Genomic DNA, 18,948 nt, shown 5'->3' on the forward strand with positions numbered 1-18,948 from the left:
TTGCACGCGGTAGATTTTGGGCAGACCACAGCGAACGGAAACCGCCTTGCTTATTGGATATGCCCGCGTCTCGACCGAAGGCCAGACTCTAGACCAGCAACGCGCGGCGCTGAAGGCGGCCGGCTGCAAGCGCGTATTCGAGGAAAAGGCATCCGGCGCGCAGCGCGGCCGCCCCGAGCTGGCGAAGATGCTGGACCATTTGCAGCCCGGCAACGTGGTGACGGTGACGCGGCTCGACCGCCTCGCTCGATCGACGCTCGATCTTCTCGATATTGCCGAGCGAATCGGCCAGGCCGAGGCCGGCTTGCGCTCACTGGCCGAGCCGTGGGCCGACACGACGACGCCGGCCGGGCGCATGGTGCTGACATTCTTCGCCGGCGTTGCTGAATTCGAGCGTAGCCTGATCTATGAGCGCACGAGTGCCGGCCGAGCGGCCGCGAAGGCTAAGGGCGTGCGCTTCGGCCGTCCCCCTGCCCTGTCGGCCGAGCAGATCGCGCACGCGCGCCAGCTCATCAACGATGATGATAAGAAGCCGGCCGAAGTCGCCCGGCTCCTGGGCGTGCACCGCGCTACGCTCTACCGGGCGCTAGGCGGTCAAGCGGTCGGGAGCTGACAGGCAGGCGCGGCCGTCAGGCCGCTTCCTCCTGGTCCTCGCTGTCGCCCTCCAGAGTGGCGTCACGACACGAAAGTGGTGAATCTGCCCGACATTTGAGAACATAGGGTGATCAAGCTGCCAGCATGGAGGTTTCGCGCCTCAGCGGCCTGAGATCGAGGCTGCCTGTCGGAGTCCAGATGTAATCGCCGGTAAGGCTGATATGCTGCCATCCGAGCGGAGTGATGTGTTTGATCACGTCCGGCGGTGTGGCGACGCCTTCTCGGTTGAGCTCGGCGAAAGTCGGTTCGAGATAGAGCGTGTTCCAGTAAACGATGGCGTTGATGAGCAGGTTCAGCCCGGACGCCTTGTAGAACTGGCTCTCAAAGGTTCTGTCCCGCAGCTCTCCAAGGCGGTTGAAGAACAGCGCGCGGGCCAATGTGTTCTGGGCCTCGCTCTTGTTGAGGCCGGCGGTGGCGTTCCTGCGCATTTCGGGGTTCTGCCACCATTGCGGCAGGAAGATGGATCGATTGATGCGCCCGATATCGCGCAGCGCAAGTGCCAGTCCGTTTTGGCGCGGGAATGCGGACAATTTCGCCAGCAAGGTCGAGGGCCGGACCTGGCCGGAACGGATCGTGGTAACGAGACGCAGGATGTCATCCCAGTTCGCCTTGATCCGCTCGACGTTGATAGGTTCGCCGACGAGCGGGGCGAGATTTTCGGGAGGCGCGTCGCCCGGGAAGAGATAGAGCCGGCGATCCTTGAGGCCACGCAGCCGGGGCACGAGCTGGAAACCGACAAGATGGCAAAGAGCGAAACTCATGTCGCTGACCCCGCCGGTGTCGACATAATGGGTTTCGATGACGAGATCGCTGCCATGATAGAGCAGACCGTCGAGAACGTAGATGGCCTCGCTCGCGTTGGCGTTCATGGCGATGATGTGGAACGCGCCATACTGGTCGGAGGTGAAGCGATAAAACTTGGCGCCGGGGTTAGGGCCATAGCGGGCGTTGAGGTCGCCGATCGCCTCACCGTGCCCTCCCGCCGGAAAATACTGCCCATCCGAGGACGAGGTGGTTCCGTCGCCCCACAGCCTTGCCAGAGGCAATTGCCTCTGGGCGTTGACGAGGATGGCATGTGCGGCGGTGTAGCCTTCTTCCCGGATATGCCAGTCGTGCGCCCAGGCGAGCTGGCGCATCGTCAGCCCGGGGGAAACATCCGCCATTCTGGTGAGACCGAGATTGATGCCGTCTGCCAGAACAGCGGTAAGCAGGGCAAGCTTGTTGTCGGCCGTCCGCCCAGTGCGCAGATGGGTGAAGGCGTTGGAAAATCCCGTTCGGGCGTCCACCTCAAGCAGCAAATCGGTGATGCGGATCGCCGGCAGGTGGCCTTCCACTTGTCGTTTCAGCGCCTTCGCGATGTCCGGAAACATGGCCTTGTGCGGCGTGATGCTGAAACCCGCGCCGATCAGTTCGACATCGTCGAGCTCACCGGCTTCTGCCAGACGGGAAAGCTCGCTCAACCCGTCGTTCAATGTCTGGCGCTGTTGCTTCAGATAGGTTTCTACATCGGTATCGACGGCGACCGGAAGCGGACCTTCCTCGCGCATCAACTCGAACGTCGGCGCCGGAATGAGGAAGCTCTCGAAGGACTGGAAGCGCTTGGCTCCTTCCACCCAGACGTCGCCGGCGTCGAGGCGGCGTTTCAATTCGCTGAACAGGCAGAGATCATAGGCCCTGCGATCGATCTTGCCATCCTTCAGGATGAGCGGCATCCAGCCTCTCGGCGCAAAGGATATGGGAGCCCTGTCGGGTATCGCTCTTTTGCCTTTGCGGTACAGATCGGCGACCATGGATAGCGCCCTCAGGAGATTCGCCGCCACGGCGTGGCCGCGAAACACGAATGTCGAGAGGAATTCCGGCGCCATTTTCCGGATTGTCGGGTAGCGCTGGAGCATTTCGATTTTCCCGTCGATGCTGTCCGGGGCGATCAGCGTGTCGACCGCCTGAACGCTGGTCGCGAAGGCCGGCCATTGAATGACCCGTTCGAGCGCCCTGCCGATATCCTCGCCTTTCTCCCTGGCCTCAATGATTGCGTGGCAAACTTTCGAAACGTCCTTGAGCGGCTTTTGAACTTCCCGGACGGAACGGGTGATGCGGGCGGTCGCCTGATTGTCGGCTCGCCGCGTCAAGGCGCCGATCAGTTTCTTGAACACGTCGATTGCGCAGTCGGTCAAATGGCGAGAGAGGTGTAAAGCCGTCGCGGCCAACACGGCATGCCGGCGTTCGGGGTTGAGGTCGCGTAGATGCTGCGCGCTCATCCGCATCCCTTCCGCGGCGAGTTCGTCAAAAACCTTGACCGGAATGCGCTCCATCAATTCCATTGGCAGATTCAGGGACCTAAGAAACTGAACGCGTTCGGCTATCCTGTCGAGATTGATGGCGGTGGGCGACAATGCCGGTGTTCTCGCCCACGCAAGGTTGGTCACGTTCGTCCCCGCACGCGGGTCGAGAAGTTTGTCGAGGTCACGCTTCTGGCCTTCCGAAAGCCCGCCAGCCAGGGCGCGGTGAGCGATGCGGATTCCGCGCCGGATTGCAACTTGGATGATGGCTTCGAGCGCTCCGCGCGCCGGCAGGAGAATTCGACGACGTCGCAATTCCTCGACGACCATGTCCGCCAGAGCATCGGCCCGGCGCAGGGTTTGCGCAGCCGGTGTCAGCCAGCCGGTTAGCGCCCGCACGTCTGAAGCCGCAAATGGGCGCATCTTCATTTTCTCGAAAAGCAGGGTGAGGTGCTCGCGGCGCGTCTGCGGGCGCTCGAAATATCGGTCGATCTCGCGATGATCGGCGCCGATCTGCCGGGCCAGGAACCTCAAGACGCCGGAAGGCAGGATCTCACCATCCGCGAGCGGTCGGCCCGGAAATCGCAACATCGCCAGCACGCAGGCCAGACCCAGGCGGTTCGATGCACGATTCTGCCGCATGATCAGATCGAGATCCGGCTGGTCCAGCGTGTAATGCTTGACGATCTCCCTTTCGTCGTCGGGGAGCGCTGTCGCCTGGCTCCACCATGTTTCGCTCAGCAGTGCTCTTCGCGCCATTCATCATCATCCATCTCATCGCGGAGGCTGCACCGAAATGGAAAATACCTGTCCGGCAAACGGTCGTTTTGCGGCTTCCACAGAATTTGTCCGCAAACCTTGCCATGAAACGGCAAATCGGACATTGTCCGCATTCAATGAGAAAACGGACAGCACACGCCTTATGACATCCATCGGCTATGCACGGGTCTCCACCAGCGATCAGGATACGGCGCTGCAACTCGACGCATTGCGCAAGGCAGGTTGTGAGAAACTGTTCGAAGACAGGGCTTCGGGGGTCAAAACCGATCGACACGGTCTGGCGCAAGCCATTCGCTATGTCCGGGAAGGCGATACGCTCACGGTCTGGAAACTCGACCGTCTCGGCCGATCGATGAAGCACCTCATCGAGATCATCACCGAATTGGAGGCCAGAGGCGTCGGGTTCCGATCGATCACCGAAAACATCGACACCACGACATCGGGCGGCCGCCTGGTCTTCCATTTGTTTGGGGCGCTGGCGCAGTTCGAGCGCGATCTCATCCGGGAAAGAACCCGCGCCGGACTACAGGCAGCAGAGGAAAGGGGTCGGCGCGGAGGCCGGCAAGCTGTCGTCACGCCGGAGAAGCTCGCTAAGGCCCGCCAGCATCTGGCTGCCGGCCTCAATGTTCGCGAAGCCGCCGCGCGTGTGAAAATCGGCAAGACCGCGCTCTACGAAGCCCTCAAAGCCGAAAAATCAGCCGCACCCACCGTCAAACCGGCATGAGTTCTTCATGCGTTCTCAAATGTCGGACAGATTCATCACTTTCGTGTCGTGACGCCAGAGTGTCCGATTTGCACGATATTCCTGCACCTTAGAGATTCGGGGTTGCAGAATCGGGCAAATCCCCGCTTACTCGTAAGCATGAAGCAGAACACGGAAAAGATTCGGAAGGACGTTGCCGCCCATCGGGCACGGCAGGCGGCCGCCGGTCGCGTGGCGCTGAATACCTACGTTCCGGGTGATCTGATCGAAGCACTCGATCAGATCAAGGAACGCCGAGGCGTGCCGGGTCGCGCGCCGCTTATCGAAGAAGCATTGAGGTTGCTGATCGAGAAGGAAACGAGGGCATAACGAAAAACCCCTCGCCGTTAGCAGCGGCAAGGGGTTTTGGGATTTCGGAACGGCTTTGTTGAAGCGCCCTAAACGTCAGCGCCCAACATAGTCGAGCAGCACCAGACTCGCAAGATTGATTCTTGCGAGAACGGGAAACTGTGTCCGCCGTCCACACCGTCATGTCCTCCCGAACGGAAGGACGAAGGACAATGTTGAGGACGCAGTTCGCGGCCGCGATCGGCTGTGCGCGTAGACACGCGCTTGATGACCTCATGCGGGAGGTCTGGACACACTACAACGCCGGCCAGCTCTCCGAGGAAGACGCGGGCCAGCTCTCCACGCTCGCCCATGAGCGCCGGGCGGCGTGGCAAGGATCGGGCCAGACAGTGCTTGGCCTGGCCTTCCCTCCCCCGGCGGCCCGATGCCCGACGCCGGTTCGCCGGCGCAGCCATTTCAAGGGGCGATCGGAGGGCCGCATATGGCGGCCGACGACGCGCAAGGATGTGCAAGCGATCCTGAAGGCGGCCGAAATCTACAACGAAGCCGGTTTGCAGGAGAAGGGTGAGCGCAGCGGTCCGCTCGGATCGGTGGCGCTGGACGTGCTGCGGCTGTTTGTTAACCTGATCGACTTTCGCACCGGCCGGCTAGAGCCGTCAATCACCACGATCATGGACCGCCTGGGCCGTTCTCGTGATGCGATCGTGCGGGCGCTGAAGAACCTGCGGGCGCATGGCTTCATCGACTGGCTGCGGCGCTACGAGCCGACCGGGAACGAGGGGCGCGGCCCCCAGGTGCAGCAGGCGAGCAATGCCTATCGCCTGTCGTTGCCGGAAAAGGCCCAGCAATTCCTTAGCCGGTTCGGCAAGACCCCTCCCCCGCCCGAGGATCATGGGCAAGATCAGCAGGCGTGGAGCGAGCAAATCGACGCTTACCGCCAGTCCCTACCCCTCGATGAGTGGACGCAGCTCGACGTTGGTGATGGCCCGCTTGGGAAAGCTCTTGTCAGCATCGCTAAAGGCTTGATGAAACGTGAGTCCGATAACCAGACTGAATCCCCCTCTAGTTCTATTCTTTATGTGAAAACATAAGCGGTCGCCGCTGTTCGGGCTGCTAACGCAGCCCTGCGGCGGTTCCGGACCGCGTAATAGGCGGTCCGGTTCGGCACCAACAGAGCGAAAATCCCAACCGCCTCGCCTGCGGCCAACGTCGCATGGGCTTCCGAGAGAAAGAAGGCGGCAAGGGCAGCGCGAAACATGAAAACATGTAATCATGATTACATGTCAGCCTGAAATGTGCGATTGTTGTTTTGTACGATACAGCAGAGGTCGCCATGTCCCCCACCAATCCGACCGCAAAAACCTACGCCGCGCTAATCAAGCGTTCGACTTTTTCAATGGCCGCCTGTTCGATGGTAAGCTGCCGGCTTGCCTCGTGACGGAAACGGAGTAGTTAACCGTTCTTACATGAAAACATGTTTTCATGTACTTTGGAAAGCATGTAGCCCTTATTTCATGAAAGGATGCAATCATGATCACAGTAGCGTTCTGCACACAGAAGGGCGGGACCGGGAAGACTACGATCGCGACGGCGCTGGCGGTTGCGGCTCACCTGGCCGGGAAAAAATCGGCCCTGCTCGACCTCGATCCACAGACTAACGCGGTCAACTGGTTCGACCGGCGCGAGGGTGACGGCCCGGACGTTGCGTCGATTCAGCCCGGTGCTATCCGGCGCTCGCTGGATGCCTATCGCGGCCTTGGTATGGATTGGGTGTTCATCGATACGCCCGGCAAGATGGACAGTGCCTCAACGGAGGCGGCCAACCACGCCGATATTGTGCTGATCCCGACGCAGGCGCAGATATTCGCGATCGACACCTTGGAGCCACTAAAGCGGCTTCTCGACATGGCGGGCAAACCGCTGGCCTTCGTGGTGCTGAATCTGGTGCATCCGAACGCCGGGGGTAGGGCGGCCGATGACGCTGCCGCGATCGCGGACCGGTTCAGTATGTCGGTTGCGCCCATCCATATGTCACGCCTGAAAACCTATGAGGACGCCCCGGCCTTGGGGCAGACGCCGCAAGAGCTGGAACCGCAAGGCCGCGCGGCCCAGGAAGTTGCCGGACTGTTTGCGTTCCTTTCAGAGCAGGCAAGCATGATGACAGGAAAGCATGAAAGGATGAAAGCATGAGCCGTAAGCCTTCGCTTCTCGCCACAGCCATCAAGACCGCAGAACAACCCGTATCTGCGCCGGAGGCTCCGCGAGAACCGCAAGACATCGCGCCAAGTCCGCAGCCGCCCGTGAGCTATGTTGCGCCCTCACGCGCGAAGAAAGTCGCCAGAACGCATTTCTTGCCGCCCTCCTATTGGGAGACGCTGGACGAAATCAACTTTCGCAGCAGGGACGAGAAGGGCAAGCGGATTTCAAAGGAGCGCCTTGTTGCCGAGGCGCTGAATCTGCTTTTCGCCAAATACAATTATCCGGTTGTCCGTGAGGATGGGGATTGAAGCTATAACAATATGCACTATAGTTTATCGTGCTATAGTGAGGTTCCGTGCGAATTTTTTTGACCAGAGGCGTTGTGCGGTTCGCTCGCAGGCAACGGATTGCTGACGCCCAGCTTGGGCGAGGCGATCGAGCGGGCCGAGCGCGGCACGATCGACGCCGATCTTGGCGGCGGCCTCATTAAGCAGCGCGTAGCGCGGCCGGGTCAGGGCCGTTCCGGCGGATTTCGGATGATCGTCGCCTATCGGGCCGCTGGCCGCGCTGTGTTTCTGTATGCGTTCGCCAAGAGTGACCGTGACAACATCAATGCTGACGAGCTGGAAGCCCTGCGCACGATCGGCGCGAATTGGCTTGCCGCGTCGGCCGAACTGGTCGGGCAAGCCATTGAGGACGAAGATTTGAAGGAGATCGAGCATGACGACGACGAAGCCTAGCCGCCTTTCCCGCGAAATCGCTGAAATGGCTGGCGCGCAGCACCGCCTCGGGATCATGGACGAGGCGACCTATGAGAAGATTACTGCGCGGCACCTTGGCGAGAAGACCCTTCCGACCGAAGCGCCGATGACGGGCGCAGAAGTGCGGGCCGTGCGTGAGCAGGCGCACCTTAGCCAAGCCGCACTCGGCCGCTATCTCAATGTGACACCCGGCTATGTGTCGCAGCTTGAGCGTGGCGAGGCGCTGGCCAAGGGACCGGCGCTGGCCTTGTTAAACGTCATTCGCCGGCGAGGCATTGACGTGCTGCATTAATAGAGCAGAACAATCATGATTGCATGTAAATGTGTAATCAGCCCGCGCCGAAGTGACCGGAGGGCCGTCAGTGACCAAGTCCTGGCGCGCAGCGTCGGGACCGCAAATCACGCCAGAGTCACGTCGAGGGCAGGGCTAAAGTTCCCTGCCAGAACCCGGCCTCAATGAGCGTCATACAGCCCCCTGAATTCCGCATCGGCGTAATAGGCGAGCTTGCCGGCGACGATCGGCCGTTGCCCGGCTAGGAACAGCAATTCGAGATTCTGCGGCAGGTTGCGAACCTCATCGGGTGTCAACAGCGGCCGGGCCGTGTGTTGCTCGCCGTAGGAAATCCCGGATTTATCGGAATCGAGGGCGCGGCTCATGGTCTGGAACACAACCGTCTCTTGTCCGAGAAGATCGGAGACGAGGTGGGCGCTGTCGTGATCGTTGACGCCGAAGACTTGCAGGACGCCGGCATTTGACAGGAAGGTGCCGGCGCGCTGCCTGTAGGTGGCACGGAGCTGGTGAACATCTTGCAGGATCGGCCAGAGCTGGACGCCGTAGCCGGCCATGAGGCCCATGGCCCGCTCGACGGGAGCCAGGTGGCCGAGCGCGGCGAACTCATCCAGCAGATATAGGACCGGCACGGCGGGCTTGGCCGGATCGCGTGCCATGTCGGTGAGGCTTTGCGCGACGAGCAGGCGCAGCCAGCGCGAATAGGTGGACAGGCGATCGGGCGGCAGGACGAGGAAGACGGAGACGTTGCGGCGCTTGAGATCGGCAAAGCGGAAATCGGAGCGGCCAAGGACGGCGGTCATACGCGGGCTGTCGAGGAAATGGGTATGGCGCTGCGCGGCCGACAGCACGCCGGCCGCCTCGCGATCGGATTTGCCGAGGTGACGGTTTGCGGCGCGGGCGACCAGGCCTGCCGCTCCAGGGGATGCCTGCATGTCCTTCAGGAGCGCGGCGAAGGCTTCCGGGGCGAGTGTGAGATAGTCGCGCAGGGTGGCGAGGTTCCGGCGTTCACGCAGCTCCTGGGCGGCGATATGGAGGATCAGGCCGGCAATCAGCGCCTTGGCTTCCTCGTTCCAATGCGCTTCGCCGGCCATGCCCGGTTCATCGAACACGAGCGCGTCGGCCAGGGTGCTTGCATCTTCCGCGACATCGAGGCCGGCCGGGTCGAGGGCATCGAGTGGATTGAAGGCGGCCGAGGTCATGCCGGTGACACCGAAGGGGTCGAGAACATGGACCGGCCCGAACTTTTCGCGGGCGCGGCCGGCGATCTTGGCATTCTCGCCTTTGGGATCGATGCAGATCACGGAACGGTCGGCGGTGAGCAGATTAGGGATGATGGTTCCCACGCCCTTGCCGGTTCTGGTCGGTGCCATCGTCAGCAGATGGGCCGGGCCGTTATAGCGCAGCAACCTTTTCGTTTTGGCGTCCCGGCCGATCAGCAGGCCGGTATCGGCGCGGGTGAGGGGAGCGACTTCCTTTGACGTGGCGAACCGTGCCGAGCCGTGGGTTTCGCCTTCCATGTCCCCGAAATGGATAATCAGCGGATTGGTGACGACGCGGAAGACGATGGCGGCCAGCACCAGCAGCGTGACGAGATCGAGCGCAATGAACGGAATCGTGCCGGGACCATAGCCGAGATCGTTAAGCGCAAACCGGCCACCCATGCCAACGACGAAAAGCGCAACGATAAGGATGAACAGAACGCGCAGCAGCGTTTGCCAAATGCGGAACGGTAGAGTTATCAGGGAGACAAACGCCCATACAGGATCATGCGCGGCGGCGCGCAGCATGTTCTTGAAAGCGCCCCATGCGAGCGTCGCCCGGTTCACGATGTAGCTTCCCCGGTGCTCCCTGCCGTTTGTCCGGCCGATGATGCACCGAGCAGATCGGCAAACAGTTCCTTGTCGCCGTCGCGCGTGAGGAAGCCGGGCAGTTCGCGGCGCAGCCAGTCGCCAAGGTTTCTTGAAAAATCGTCACGCCCGTTCTCAAGGCGATGGAGAACAAGCGCGCCGAGCAGCACCTTCCGGCGTGTGTCGTTGGCGCGTTCCTGCTTTCCCAACCGTGCTTTAAGCGAAGCCCTTTGTGCGTCCAATTGAGCTAGCCGTTCTTCAATGGATTTGCGTGCCATCCTCAAATCTCCTTTTCCGATCGTTCGCCCAGACTATCGTTCCCGGCTGTCATTTCCAGTTGTTTGGCCGGTACGCTTGAATTTTTAGCGACCTTGCAGCACAGTTGCGGCCTCAGTTCATAGCACAGAGCTTGCCGCAAGCACCATACCGAGCGACGAAAGAGCGGAGCGAATGAGTTGATAAGGGCGCACTTACGAGTTACTGCGTAACTCAGCGCGCCGCCAGCTTGGAGGCTGGCAGGAAAGGCTGAAACGGGATCGAGGCAACGGGTTGGCGATCTACCATTTGAGCATGAAGCCAGTTTCGCGGGCGAGCGGCCGTAGCGCCGTCGCCTCAATGGCTTATCGCGCCGGGGAGAAGCTGACCAACGAGCGTGACGGGATCACGCACGACTACACGGCAAAGCAGGGCGTGGAACATGCGGAAATCGTCTTGCCCCAAGGCGTCAACGCCGATTGGGCGCGGGATCGGTCAACCTTGTGGAACGCCGCCGAGTTTGCCGAGAAGCGCAAGGATGCCCGCGTTGCCCGTGAGTTCGAGATTGCCTTGCCGCATGAGCTATCGGCCGAACAGCGGCTAGAGGCGGCGCGGGAGATGGCGCAGGAGCTGGCCGACCGATACGGCGCGGCCGTGGACTTCGCCATTCACGCGCCGCACGAGGCGAGCGACGTTCGCAATCACCATGCCCATATTCTTATGACTACGCGGCAGGTGACGGAGGACGGTCTAGGCGACAAGACCTATCTTGAACGCGAAAACAAATGGCTGCTGGCGCACGACCTGCCGACGACCGATATGCAGCTCCGTGACCTTCGCCAGCGGTGGGAAGGGATCGCCAACGAGCGGCTTGCGATGGCCGGGCTGGATATTCGCATCGACCATCGTTCGCACATGGAGCGCGGGCTAGAGATCGCGCCGACCGATCATATGGGCGTCCATGCCACGCAGATGGAGCGGCGCGGCCTCGACGTGTCACGGTTGCGGCTGGACGAGGATGCGGCCCGGCGCAATGCCGAGCTGATCCGGGAGAAGCCCGAGCAGGTTCTAACCCTCATCACCGGGGAAAAGAGCGTATTCGACCGGCACGACGTTGCGCGGGCGCTGCATCGCTACATCAACGACGATCCGCAGGAGTTCCGGAACGCCTTTGCGGCCGTCATGGCCTCGCCGGCGCTGGTCGAGTTGCAGCCCGAGCGCGCCCACGTAGTGGGGGACCCGGCAGCAACGGGCGAGCCAAGGGGGCAGGTTGAGCTTGCCCGGTATTCGACCCGCGAAATGGTCGAGATCGAATCCGGCATGATCGAGAGCGCGCAGCGGATGTACGGCACGCATGGTCATGGCGTCGATCGCCGGCATGTCGAGCGGGCGATAGAGCGGCAGGACGCCGCCATTCAGCGCAGCGCCGGCGATGCTTCCGCCCGGCTGTCCGACGAGCAGCGCCGGGCGATCGAGCATATCACCGGCCGGGAGCGTATTGCGGCCGTTGTTGGCTATGCCGGTGCGGGCAAGTCCACCATGCTCGCCGCAGCGCGCGAGGCGTGGGAGGCCGAGGGTTACACGGTCCACGGCGCAGCCTTGTCGGGGAAGGCGGCCGAGGGGTTGGAGGAATCTTCCGGCATCCAGAGCCGGACGCTGGCGTCATGGGATTTGGGTTGGCAAAACGACTGCGGCACGATCGGCCGCGGCGATGTGTTCGTGATCGACGAGGCGGGCATGGTCGGGAGCCGCCAACTCGCCCGCTTCGTTGGCGAGGCCGAGGCGCGCGGGGCGAAGATCGTCCTAGTCGGCGACCATGAGCAGTTGCAGGCGATCGGGGCCGGCGCACCGTTCCGGGCGATCGCGGAGGAAATCGGCCATGCCGAGCTTTCCGAGATACGCCGGCAGCGCGTGGACTGGCAGCGGGAGGCTTCCGTTGACTTCGCCACGCACCGGACGGCCGAGGGACTGGCGGCCTATCGGGATCATGGCAATATCAGCTTTACCGAAACCGGCGAGGACGCGCGCGGCCTGATCGTGCGCGATTATCTTGCCGACCGCGACGAGCGGCCGGAGGGAACCCGCGTTGCGATGGCGCATCGCCGGGCCGATGTTCGGGCGATCAATGACGCGATCAGGACCGAGCTACAGGACCGGGGCGAGCTGGCGCGCGTCAGAGAGGCCGACAGCACGCCGGGCGATGTGGCGCATGAACGAGAAGGGCAGGAGCGTGAAGGTCCTGGTCTGGCGCTGACCTTCCAAACTAATGACGGTAAGCGTGACTTTGCGACGGGCGACCGCATCGTATTCCTCGAAAACAGCCGCGACCTTGGCGTCAAAAACGGGATGTTGGCGACGGTCGATCATGTCGAGCCGGGCAGAATCATGGCCACGCTGGACCGGGGCGACAGCGTTTCCGTGCCGATGAACGATTATCAGGCGATCGACCACGGCTATGCGACGACGATTCACAAAAATCAGGGCGCGACGGTCGATCGTTCCTATGTGCTGGCGTCGGGGACGATGGACCGGCATCTGACCTATGTCGCCATGACCCGGCATCGCGACGGGGCGCAGCTCTATGCGGCGCAGGACGAGTTCAGCGATCGGCAGGCCGGCCAAACGTTGGCTTCGGGCCGCCTGGTCGAGCATGGGGCCGCGCCCTATGAGCATAAGGAAGGCAACAGCCAGAGCTATTTCGTGACGCTGGAGAACGACAAGGGCCAGCGGAATACCATTTGGGGGGTCGATCTTGAGCGCGCCATGAAGGAGGCCGCGCCCGAGATTGGCGACAAGATCGGCCTTGAGCATCGCGGGTCGGAGCCGGTTCGCCTTCCAGACGGCCAGATGGCCGAGCGCAACGCATGGAAGGTTCGGGACGCCGGCGAGTTGGCCCCTGAGCAGCTTGAAAAGCGCCTTTCCCGGTCGGGGATGAAGGAAACGACGCTCGATTATACGCGCGACTTTGCCGAGCGGCGCGGGATCGCGGAGCAAATGGGCGTCCGCAGCGAGATTGAGCTACGTCCGGACAGGGGGCCGGCACAGGAGCAAATCCGGGTTGGGCGAGAACGCGAAAATCTGTCGCAGTCCGAAAATATGGTCCCGGCCTCGTTAGGCATAGGGGATATTGGGGGCGAGGGCCGGGACCAGGCTCGCGATGCGAGTGCGGACAGATTGCGTTCTCCGGCAGAGAAAAACAAGGGCGTGGATCTCGCGCAGGATCTTCGTGCAGATCCTCGCGAGGATCTCGCCGACGATCGACAACAGCGCCGCAATCCGTTCGAGGGCCTGAAACTGTCACGCGGCGCGGCGGCCGAGCGCCCACAGCAGGACCGGGCCGCAGAAAACAGCTCGCAGATCGAGCAGCAACAGCCGCAGCAGGCCGCGAAGCAGCGGCGCGGCATGTTCGCTGGCCTGAAGCTCAATGCAGCTCCTGCACCCTCGCAGGAGCGCAGCGAGGTATCGCGTATGCAGCAACAGCCGGAAAGGGATGGGGGCTTGCGGCCGCCATCGGCGCCCGCCCGGCTTGCCCAACGGGCGCGGCGACAGTCGCCGCTTGAGGCGGCCGTGGACCGCTACGCGCGGGCCTATGAATCGGTCGCGCAGCACCATCGCGAGGGTTTGCCGGTCCTTGATATGCAACGCCAGGAAATACGCGCGGCCGGGCAGCAGCTCGAGCAGGTGCAGCCCGGCATGAAAGATTTGATGCGCTCGACCCTGCAAAATGACCCGGCGACGGCGCGCGCCATGACGGAGCTTTCCGGCCGGGAGCGTGTCGCGCATGTAATCGACGGGATGAAGCGCGAAAAGGCTGCGCTGCAAGACCCGAATGTCAGGGCCGAGCGGTTCGTTGAGCGCTGGCAGGACTTGAGAGCGCAGCACAAGCAACTTCGCGGCTGGCAGCATGACGACGTGCGCGGCAAGGTCGAAAGCCAGATGAACGGCCTGACCAAGAGCCTGGAACGCGACCCGCAGGTGGATTCCATTCTGCGCAATCGCCGTCAGGAACTCGGGATAGGCGAGCATTTGCGCAAGGGCCAGACCATCGCCCATGAGTTGCAAGAGAGCATCACGCGCGGACAGCGCCTTAGCCGGGGCATCGGCATAGAAAGGTAGATCATGACGGAACCGGGCGACCATGATGACAGGGAAGGAATCGAGCCGGAAGCACTGGACGAGGCCGCTGGCGACCCGGTAGCCGCGTTCGACGCGCTACGGCTGACGGTGGAAGACTTCGCCGGCGACCTCACGCGGGAAATGACAACTATCCGCAAGGGCGTCGAAGCCGCCTTTGAGGAATTTGACCGGTATGGGCCGCCAGCGGACTACAAGCCGGAACTGGCGCAGATCGTGCAGCAGCTCGCCTATGTCGGTGAGCGCGTGCAGGGCGTCGAGCAGTCGCCCATTCTCCGGCAGGGCGCGCAGCATTATGCGGCGGCGCTGGAGCGCGGCGGCGAGAGTCTTGTTCGCACCGCCGCGCAGCAGTTCGAGCGCCAGGCATCCGACCTTGAGCGCGCCGGCCGCGTTCTTTCCCTATATGTCGCAAGTGCGCGCGAGCGTCATGTTCAGAACCGTCGTTTGTGGATCGTTGGCGGGACGGGCCTGGTCCTTGGCATCCTGCTGACGCTGTTCGCCCCGCGTGTGCTGCCCGGTTCCATTGACATGGCCGTGGCCTCCACGGCCATGAACGCTGATCGCTGGAACGCAGGCGTCTCGTTGATGAGATCGGGACACCCCAGGGACTGGAATACTCTGATTTCGGCCAATGACCTGGTGCGAGACAATCGACCGGCGCTGACGGTATGCGCCGAGCTGGCCGCCACGGCGAAGAAGGACCAACCCTGCACGATCATCGTGGCACCGCTGGCTACGCCGGCGCAATGATCTTCATTTGATCCGACCGATCAACCGGCAATGGATTCGACAAACAGAGCGTCATTTTCCGCGTCAAACTTCATGTACATGCCGCCTCGCCTAACTTTTCCTGCTTGAGCGCATCGTAAAGCGCGGTTTTTCCGACTTTCACGCGGGCCGCCGCTTCGCGCACGTTCAGACCGAGCATGGAGCGACAGAACCGGCGGTAGACCACCGCTCGAACGTTGGCCGACTGGGTTGGCCCCGCCGCTTGACATCTGCGGCCAATCCACGAGAAGCTGAAGGCCTCGCCCAAGCTCTTTACCGATGAGACCACGGCACCGGTGCTTGATCTCGGCCGCAGAGAGACCAAGACCGAACAGCTCTGGGTTTATGCTCGCGATTGGTGCTTAATGCAGCCCGTCGCCTGTGCGGTCAATCGGGGCGCACTCCACTATCCGGTGTGGAGGTTGAACGATACCATGGCGGTATCTGAAATTTTCCGGTGGTATAAGGCTCAGGTGCGATTATGCCTAATTTCGTTCCATTGTCCCGAACTTGGTAGAATAGATGTGGCATGCCACGTGAAGGGTCGCTTATTGCGTCGGGATAGGGCACCGCAGCTTGCCAGTCTGGATGGTAATGGATCGTGCCTAGGACACTCCGATATATTAAGGATTTCAGGCGTTGGGCAACTTTCCTGTTTTGATTGAATTCGTAAGGAGCGCCGGTGCCACCTGCAATGCCCGCTGCCAATGCATAGTGATGCATGGAACTGTACGAAAGTGCGCCGACCTCAGGTGTCGAGTTCGGCCCGAAACGCGCCCGATACCGGTGGCTAAACGCGATGCCTTCGGAATCATGCACGAGTCCCACCACCGTTCCGATGATCACGCCCTCAGCCGATGAGTTTGCAATGTCAAGGAACGTCTTATGCATGCCTCCCCACTGGAGGTAAACTAGGCAATTTATGGGTTTACGAGCGAATTGCCTCTGAAAATGTGCGAGGTCACTCGCATAGAAATGAGTATTGGCCAGGATTGCTGGCCGCGTTTCGCGCGCCCGATCGATGGCCAATTGCCACTCCGTCGTTGGCGTTCTAACGATTTCTGGTCCAAAACAGACGGACCATCCGAAGTCTGCCGCCGACGAACGCATCGCGTTTGCGGTAACGATGCTGTAGGACCGCGAGCCGGAGATGATCGCAAGCCTATTCGATTCCGGTCGCCAGCGACCGCTGTCTCGGAGCCAGGAAATAAATTTTATAAATCCTTGTCCATACCAGTAATCTGCCGGATCACTCATAAAACACCCAAAATAACGTTCAGGATTTCCCATAAACGTATCATGATGCTGAATAAGAGTATTATGATGTATATAAATTATACCAGAGTCAGCAACAGGTTCATACTCAGCATTTTGAGAGCCAATATTGTAACCATTAATGATTGCATGGACAGAATGTTTGTTTATAAGGTAACGTGCTGCCGAAGTGACTTCATCGGCGCTTTGATTGCGGGTATCATAAAAAAAGGGGGTAAGTGACCGTCCATGAATTCCGCCGAACGCATTAATCTCTTCGATGGCGAGGATTATACCATTGCGAAACTCTCGCCCGTCTGCCGCCGAGGCGCCCGAGAGCGGAACCATGCTGCCTATTGGAATAGATGAAGCTTCAGTGATCATGTGACAGTAAATCTCGGCCGTGTTCGTAAAGAAGATGATGCATCGCTGATCTAAGGCGCGTCGGATTGATGGGTTTGATCAGGACTGGAAGACCTTGAGCTCGTATCTGCTTGATAAGCGTAGGGTCGTTGTCAGCCGTCGCCACGATACCGGGGATTTCGCGCCCTGCAATTTCGCAAAGCTCCTTCAGGACATCTGTTCCGGCTCGACCGTTAGGCAGGCGAAAATCGACCAACGCCAGATCAAAGTGATAAGCGCCGCGTTCAAATAAGGCGATGGCCTGCTCGCTATCACTCGCTTCGGTTACCTGAACGCCCCAGCCGTCAAGCATATCACACACTGTACGGCGGAGAGGCTCATTGTCCTCCACAACAAGCATCTTGACGTCCAGGAATTCACCACCGATTCGTTCCGATATCTCCGGCTCACCAAGGTCACTTTTCCAGATGCTGCCCAGTGGAACGCTAACGGAGAAAACCGAGCCGCGGCTCGGCCATGAGCGCACATTGATGTCGTGATCCAGGAGTATTGAAAGGCGGTGGGCAATGTTGAGGCCTAGTCCCAATCCTCGCTGCCTGTCGTGGCTCTGTTCGGCGACCTGATGAAACTCCTCGAAGATCATCTCAAGTTGATCTTCAGCAATTCCGCAGCCGGTATCCCAAATTTCGATATTCAGCATCGCATCGCGTTTGCGCGCCCCGACGACGATCTTGCCTGTCTCTGTAAAGCGGATTGCGTTGGCTATCAGATTGCTCAGTATGCGACCTAGCAGGGCGCGATCAGACTGGACTGTCTCGCAGCTTGCGACAACGCCCATCTTGATCCCCTTAGCCTCAGCCTGTGGTCTGAACTCGATCGCCAACGGCTCCAGCACCTGTCGGAGTTGAAAGTGAGTGATTCGGGTTTCGATCCGCCCCGCATCGAGCTGCCCGATCTGAACCAGCGAGCCAAGAATTTCATCCATGATTCCAATAGTAACATCCATGGAATGCAAAAGTTCTCGACGTTTTTCTTCGTCTTTTACGCCAAAACAGCTGTAAACAAGTATCTTTAGGGTCGCAAGAGGTTGTCTTAAATCATGATTCGCGGCACGAAGGAACCTACTTTTCTTAAAATTTGCGGTTTCGGCGGCTTCCTTTGCTTGGCGCAGAGAATGCTCGCTGCTCTTCAACTGCGTTACATCGTGCACTCGCAGGATCGTTCCTTCCGCAAAGTGAATCGTCGAGGCTTCGATCCATCTGCCGTCGGCAAGGCGGTGATCGCGCGAACGCTCGTTTTTGAGATCACTTAGCGTTTCGTTGACCCACTTGTGACGAGGCCCGTCAATCATGACCTCACCCGATCGCGCAATCATAGTCACAAGGGCTTCAATCTTAGTTCCAGGGGCGACCGAATTCGCAATGAGCCCATGAAGGTCACGGAATTTTCGATTAACCAAGACTAGTCGACCCGCAGTGTTCCAGCACGCGATTCCGAAGTCGATGTGATCGTAGGCTTGCTCTTTCCAGAAGTTCTCGCCAGCGTAGCTATCCCATATCACGGCACCAAGATGACGCACAGTGCCCACGATACGCACCACCCGACCATGTCGATCGAAAGCGGGTTGTGCGGAATCACGAATCCGGAAGGCAGTTCCTTCCCGCTTCCAGATCAACTCGATCTCCGAACGATTGCCGCCAAGTAGCTTTTCAAGGTGGAGTTTCACCCGGGTCTGTTGGTCACCAAGCGAGCCCTCCAGAAAGGAGCGTAGCGGAACCGCTAACTGCCTCTGAACTGTCCCGGTCGCCCAGGCAAAAATTGGCGCGCCAGCGGTGCTGACGTCAAAGGCGTATCCGACGCAATCCAAGGATTCGCATAAGAGTTCAGCGTCCGAAGCGCTAGCATGATGAGGCTTTAGTGGGAGTTCTGTCACTGCGCCGGTCGCCTCACGCGCGCGCCGACTTATAGGTCGCTAACTTGGCGCGATCTTTGATGTTTAGCTTAAGACTGGCGTTTCTGATATGGACGCGCACCGTGTTTGGACTCAATCTAAGCTCGTTGGCTATTGCGGTGTTCGAGCGACCTCTCACAACTAGATCTAGGATTTGCTCCTCCCTTGCTGTGAGAGCAGAGGAAGCCTCGGACGGTTTAGCAGCGTAATCGGACGCGGTTGGCAATACACTGCCAAACCGGTTTCCTTGCAGGATGTCGCGCGGAAAATAAACGCCTCCGTTTACAACGAGAGTCAGCGCCTTCGCTAGTTCGTCGCCCCCGGCGCTTTTGGGAATATAAGCGATGACACCTTCTTCGA

At 60.5% G+C, this 18,948-nt stretch carries 17 protein-coding genes and 1 pseudogene; 11 read left to right on the top strand and 7 right to left on the bottom strand.

The features are described from left to right. Positions 1 to 46 precede the first annotated feature (46 nt). Positions 47 to 613: a recombinase family protein gene (locus GGQ99_RS25365; protein ID WP_183264705.1), complete on the top strand. Its 567-nt coding sequence runs from the start codon at positions 47 to 49 to the stop codon at positions 611 to 613. 112 nt (positions 614 to 725) lie between these two features. On the opposite strand, the gene GGQ99_RS25370 is transcribed toward GGQ99_RS25365, so the two are convergent. Further along, on the bottom strand, positions 726 to 3,692 hold the full coding sequence (locus tag GGQ99_RS25370) for a Tn3 family transposase (RefSeq protein ID WP_183264706.1): 2,967 nt from the start codon (positions 3,690 to 3,692) through the stop codon (positions 726 to 728). Between the two features lie 163 nt (positions 3,693 to 3,855). Here GGQ99_RS25370 and GGQ99_RS25375 point away from each other — a divergent pair, with 163 nt between their 5' ends. The 7 genes from GGQ99_RS25375 (at position 3,856) to GGQ99_RS25405 (ending at position 8,016) form a co-directional block, all read left to right on the top strand. After that, entirely contained in the window at positions 3,856 to 4,437 is a 582-nt protein-coding gene (locus GGQ99_RS25375; RefSeq protein WP_183264718.1) for a recombinase family protein, read from the top strand. Between the two features lie 138 nt (positions 4,438 to 4,575). Then, entirely contained in the window at positions 4,576 to 4,785 is a 210-nt protein-coding gene (locus tag GGQ99_RS25380) for a ribbon-helix-helix protein, CopG family (protein ID WP_183264707.1), read from the top strand. A gap of 191 nt (positions 4,786 to 4,976) precedes the next feature. Further along, positions 4,977 to 5,855, top strand: coding sequence for a helix-turn-helix domain-containing protein (locus GGQ99_RS25385; protein ID WP_183264708.1), 879 nt, complete (start codon positions 4,977 to 4,979; stop codon positions 5,853 to 5,855). A gap of 439 nt (positions 5,856 to 6,294) precedes the next feature. After that, entirely contained in the window at positions 6,295 to 6,954 is a 660-nt protein-coding gene (locus GGQ99_RS25390) for a ParA family protein (RefSeq protein ID WP_183264709.1), read from the top strand. Beyond that, a complete protein-coding gene (locus GGQ99_RS25395; RefSeq protein ID WP_183264719.1) occupies positions 6,951 to 7,271 on the top strand; it encodes a chromosome partitioning protein ParB in 321 nt (106 codons plus the stop codon). Before GGQ99_RS25390 ends, GGQ99_RS25395 begins: the two co-directional genes overlap by 4 nt. Before the next feature lie 99 nt (positions 7,272 to 7,370). Continuing rightward, entirely contained in the window at positions 7,371 to 7,703 is a 333-nt protein-coding gene (locus tag GGQ99_RS25400) for a type II toxin-antitoxin system RelE/ParE family toxin (protein WP_343061782.1), read from the top strand. Then, positions 7,684 to 8,016, top strand: coding sequence for a helix-turn-helix domain-containing protein (locus GGQ99_RS25405; RefSeq protein ID WP_183264710.1), 333 nt, complete (start codon positions 7,684 to 7,686; stop codon positions 8,014 to 8,016). Before GGQ99_RS25400 ends, GGQ99_RS25405 begins: the two co-directional genes overlap by 20 nt. 161 nt (positions 8,017 to 8,177) lie before the next feature. Here the strand turns inward: GGQ99_RS25405 and GGQ99_RS25410 are convergent, their stop codons facing one another. Together GGQ99_RS25410 and GGQ99_RS25415 are read right to left on the bottom strand one after the other, a co-directional pair. After that, positions 8,178 to 9,842, bottom strand: coding sequence for a type IV secretory system conjugative DNA transfer family protein (locus GGQ99_RS25410; protein WP_183264711.1), 1,665 nt, complete (start codon positions 9,840 to 9,842; stop codon positions 8,178 to 8,180). After that, complete coding sequence (locus GGQ99_RS25415) at positions 9,839 to 10,141, bottom strand: mobilization protein (protein WP_183264712.1); 303 nt, start codon at positions 10,139 to 10,141, stop codon at positions 9,839 to 9,841. Before GGQ99_RS25415 ends, GGQ99_RS25410 begins: the two co-directional genes overlap by 4 nt. Before the next feature lie 271 nt (positions 10,142 to 10,412). Here GGQ99_RS25415 and traA point away from each other — a divergent pair, with 271 nt between their 5' ends. Both traA and GGQ99_RS25425 read left to right on the top strand, forming a co-directional pair. Continuing rightward, positions 10,413 to 14,234 carry a Ti-type conjugative transfer relaxase TraA gene (gene traA / locus GGQ99_RS25420; protein WP_183264713.1) on the top strand — a complete coding sequence of 1,274 codons (3,822 nt, stop codon included), beginning with the start codon at positions 10,413 to 10,415 and terminating at the stop codon, positions 14,232 to 14,234. Between the two features lie 3 nt (positions 14,235 to 14,237). Next, entirely contained in the window at positions 14,238 to 15,002 is a 765-nt protein-coding gene (locus GGQ99_RS25425) for a DUF6118 family protein (protein ID WP_183264714.1), read from the top strand. 70 nt (positions 15,003 to 15,072) lie between these two features. On the opposite strand, the gene GGQ99_RS26245 is transcribed toward GGQ99_RS25425, so the two are convergent. Continuing rightward, positions 15,073 to 15,288: a hypothetical protein gene (locus tag GGQ99_RS26245; protein WP_246389750.1), complete on the bottom strand. Its 216-nt coding sequence runs from the start codon at positions 15,286 to 15,288 to the stop codon at positions 15,073 to 15,075. Here GGQ99_RS26245 and GGQ99_RS25435 point away from each other — a divergent pair. Further along, a pseudogene (locus GGQ99_RS25435) lies at positions 15,215 to 15,376 on the top strand (IS66 family transposase); the annotation flags it as partial. The gene GGQ99_RS26245 and the pseudogene GGQ99_RS25435 sit on opposite strands and share 74 nt — an antisense overlap. 31 nt (positions 15,377 to 15,407) lie before the next feature. Here the strand turns inward: GGQ99_RS25435 and GGQ99_RS25440 are convergent. The 3 genes from GGQ99_RS25440 to GGQ99_RS25450 form a co-directional block, all read right to left on the bottom strand. Continuing rightward, positions 15,408 to 16,658, bottom strand: a complete 1,251-nt coding sequence (locus GGQ99_RS25440; RefSeq protein ID WP_183264715.1) for an ABC transporter substrate-binding protein — start codon at positions 16,656 to 16,658, stop codon at positions 15,408 to 15,410. Beyond that, complete coding sequence (locus tag GGQ99_RS25445; RefSeq protein ID WP_183264716.1) at positions 16,648 to 18,363, bottom strand: ATP-binding protein; 1,716 nt, start codon at positions 18,361 to 18,363, stop codon at positions 16,648 to 16,650. Before GGQ99_RS25445 ends, GGQ99_RS25440 begins: the two co-directional genes overlap by 11 nt. A gap of 220 nt (positions 18,364 to 18,583) precedes the next feature. Continuing rightward, the coding region (locus GGQ99_RS25450; protein ID WP_183264717.1) for a response regulator transcription factor at positions 18,584 to 18,948 on the bottom strand (365 nt) is incomplete at its 5' end.

The organism is Aminobacter niigataensis, assembly GCF_014200015.1.
In the GTDB taxonomy this organism is placed as follows: Bacteria; Pseudomonadota; Alphaproteobacteria; order Rhizobiales; family Rhizobiaceae; genus Aminobacter; species Aminobacter niigataensis.

Coding starts and splice junctions, on each gene's coding strand:
- GGQ99_RS25370 (WP_183264706.1), bottom strand. CDS start 3,692: ATGGCGCGAAGAGCACTGCTGAGCGAAACATGGTGGAGCCAGGCGACA.
- GGQ99_RS25375 (WP_183264718.1), top strand. CDS start 3,856: ATGACATCCATCGGCTATGCACGGGTCTCCACCAGCGATCAGGATACG.
- GGQ99_RS25380 (WP_183264707.1), top strand. CDS start 4,576: ATGAAGCAGAACACGGAAAAGATTCGGAAGGACGTTGCCGCCCATCGG.
- GGQ99_RS25385 (WP_183264708.1), top strand. CDS start 4,977: ATGTTGAGGACGCAGTTCGCGGCCGCGATCGGCTGTGCGCGTAGACAC.
- GGQ99_RS25390 (WP_183264709.1), top strand. CDS start 6,295: ATGATCACAGTAGCGTTCTGCACACAGAAGGGCGGGACCGGGAAGACT.
- GGQ99_RS25395 (WP_183264719.1), top strand. CDS start 6,951: ATGAGCCGTAAGCCTTCGCTTCTCGCCACAGCCATCAAGACCGCAGAA.
- GGQ99_RS25405 (WP_183264710.1), top strand. CDS start 7,684: ATGACGACGACGAAGCCTAGCCGCCTTTCCCGCGAAATCGCTGAAATG.
- GGQ99_RS25415 (WP_183264712.1), bottom strand. CDS start 10,141: ATGGCACGCAAATCCATTGAAGAACGGCTAGCTCAATTGGACGCACAA.
- GGQ99_RS25425 (WP_183264714.1), top strand. CDS start 14,238: ATGACGGAACCGGGCGACCATGATGACAGGGAAGGAATCGAGCCGGAA.
- GGQ99_RS25440 (WP_183264715.1), bottom strand. CDS start 16,658: ATGATCACTGAAGCTTCATCTATTCCAATAGGCAGCATGGTTCCGCTC.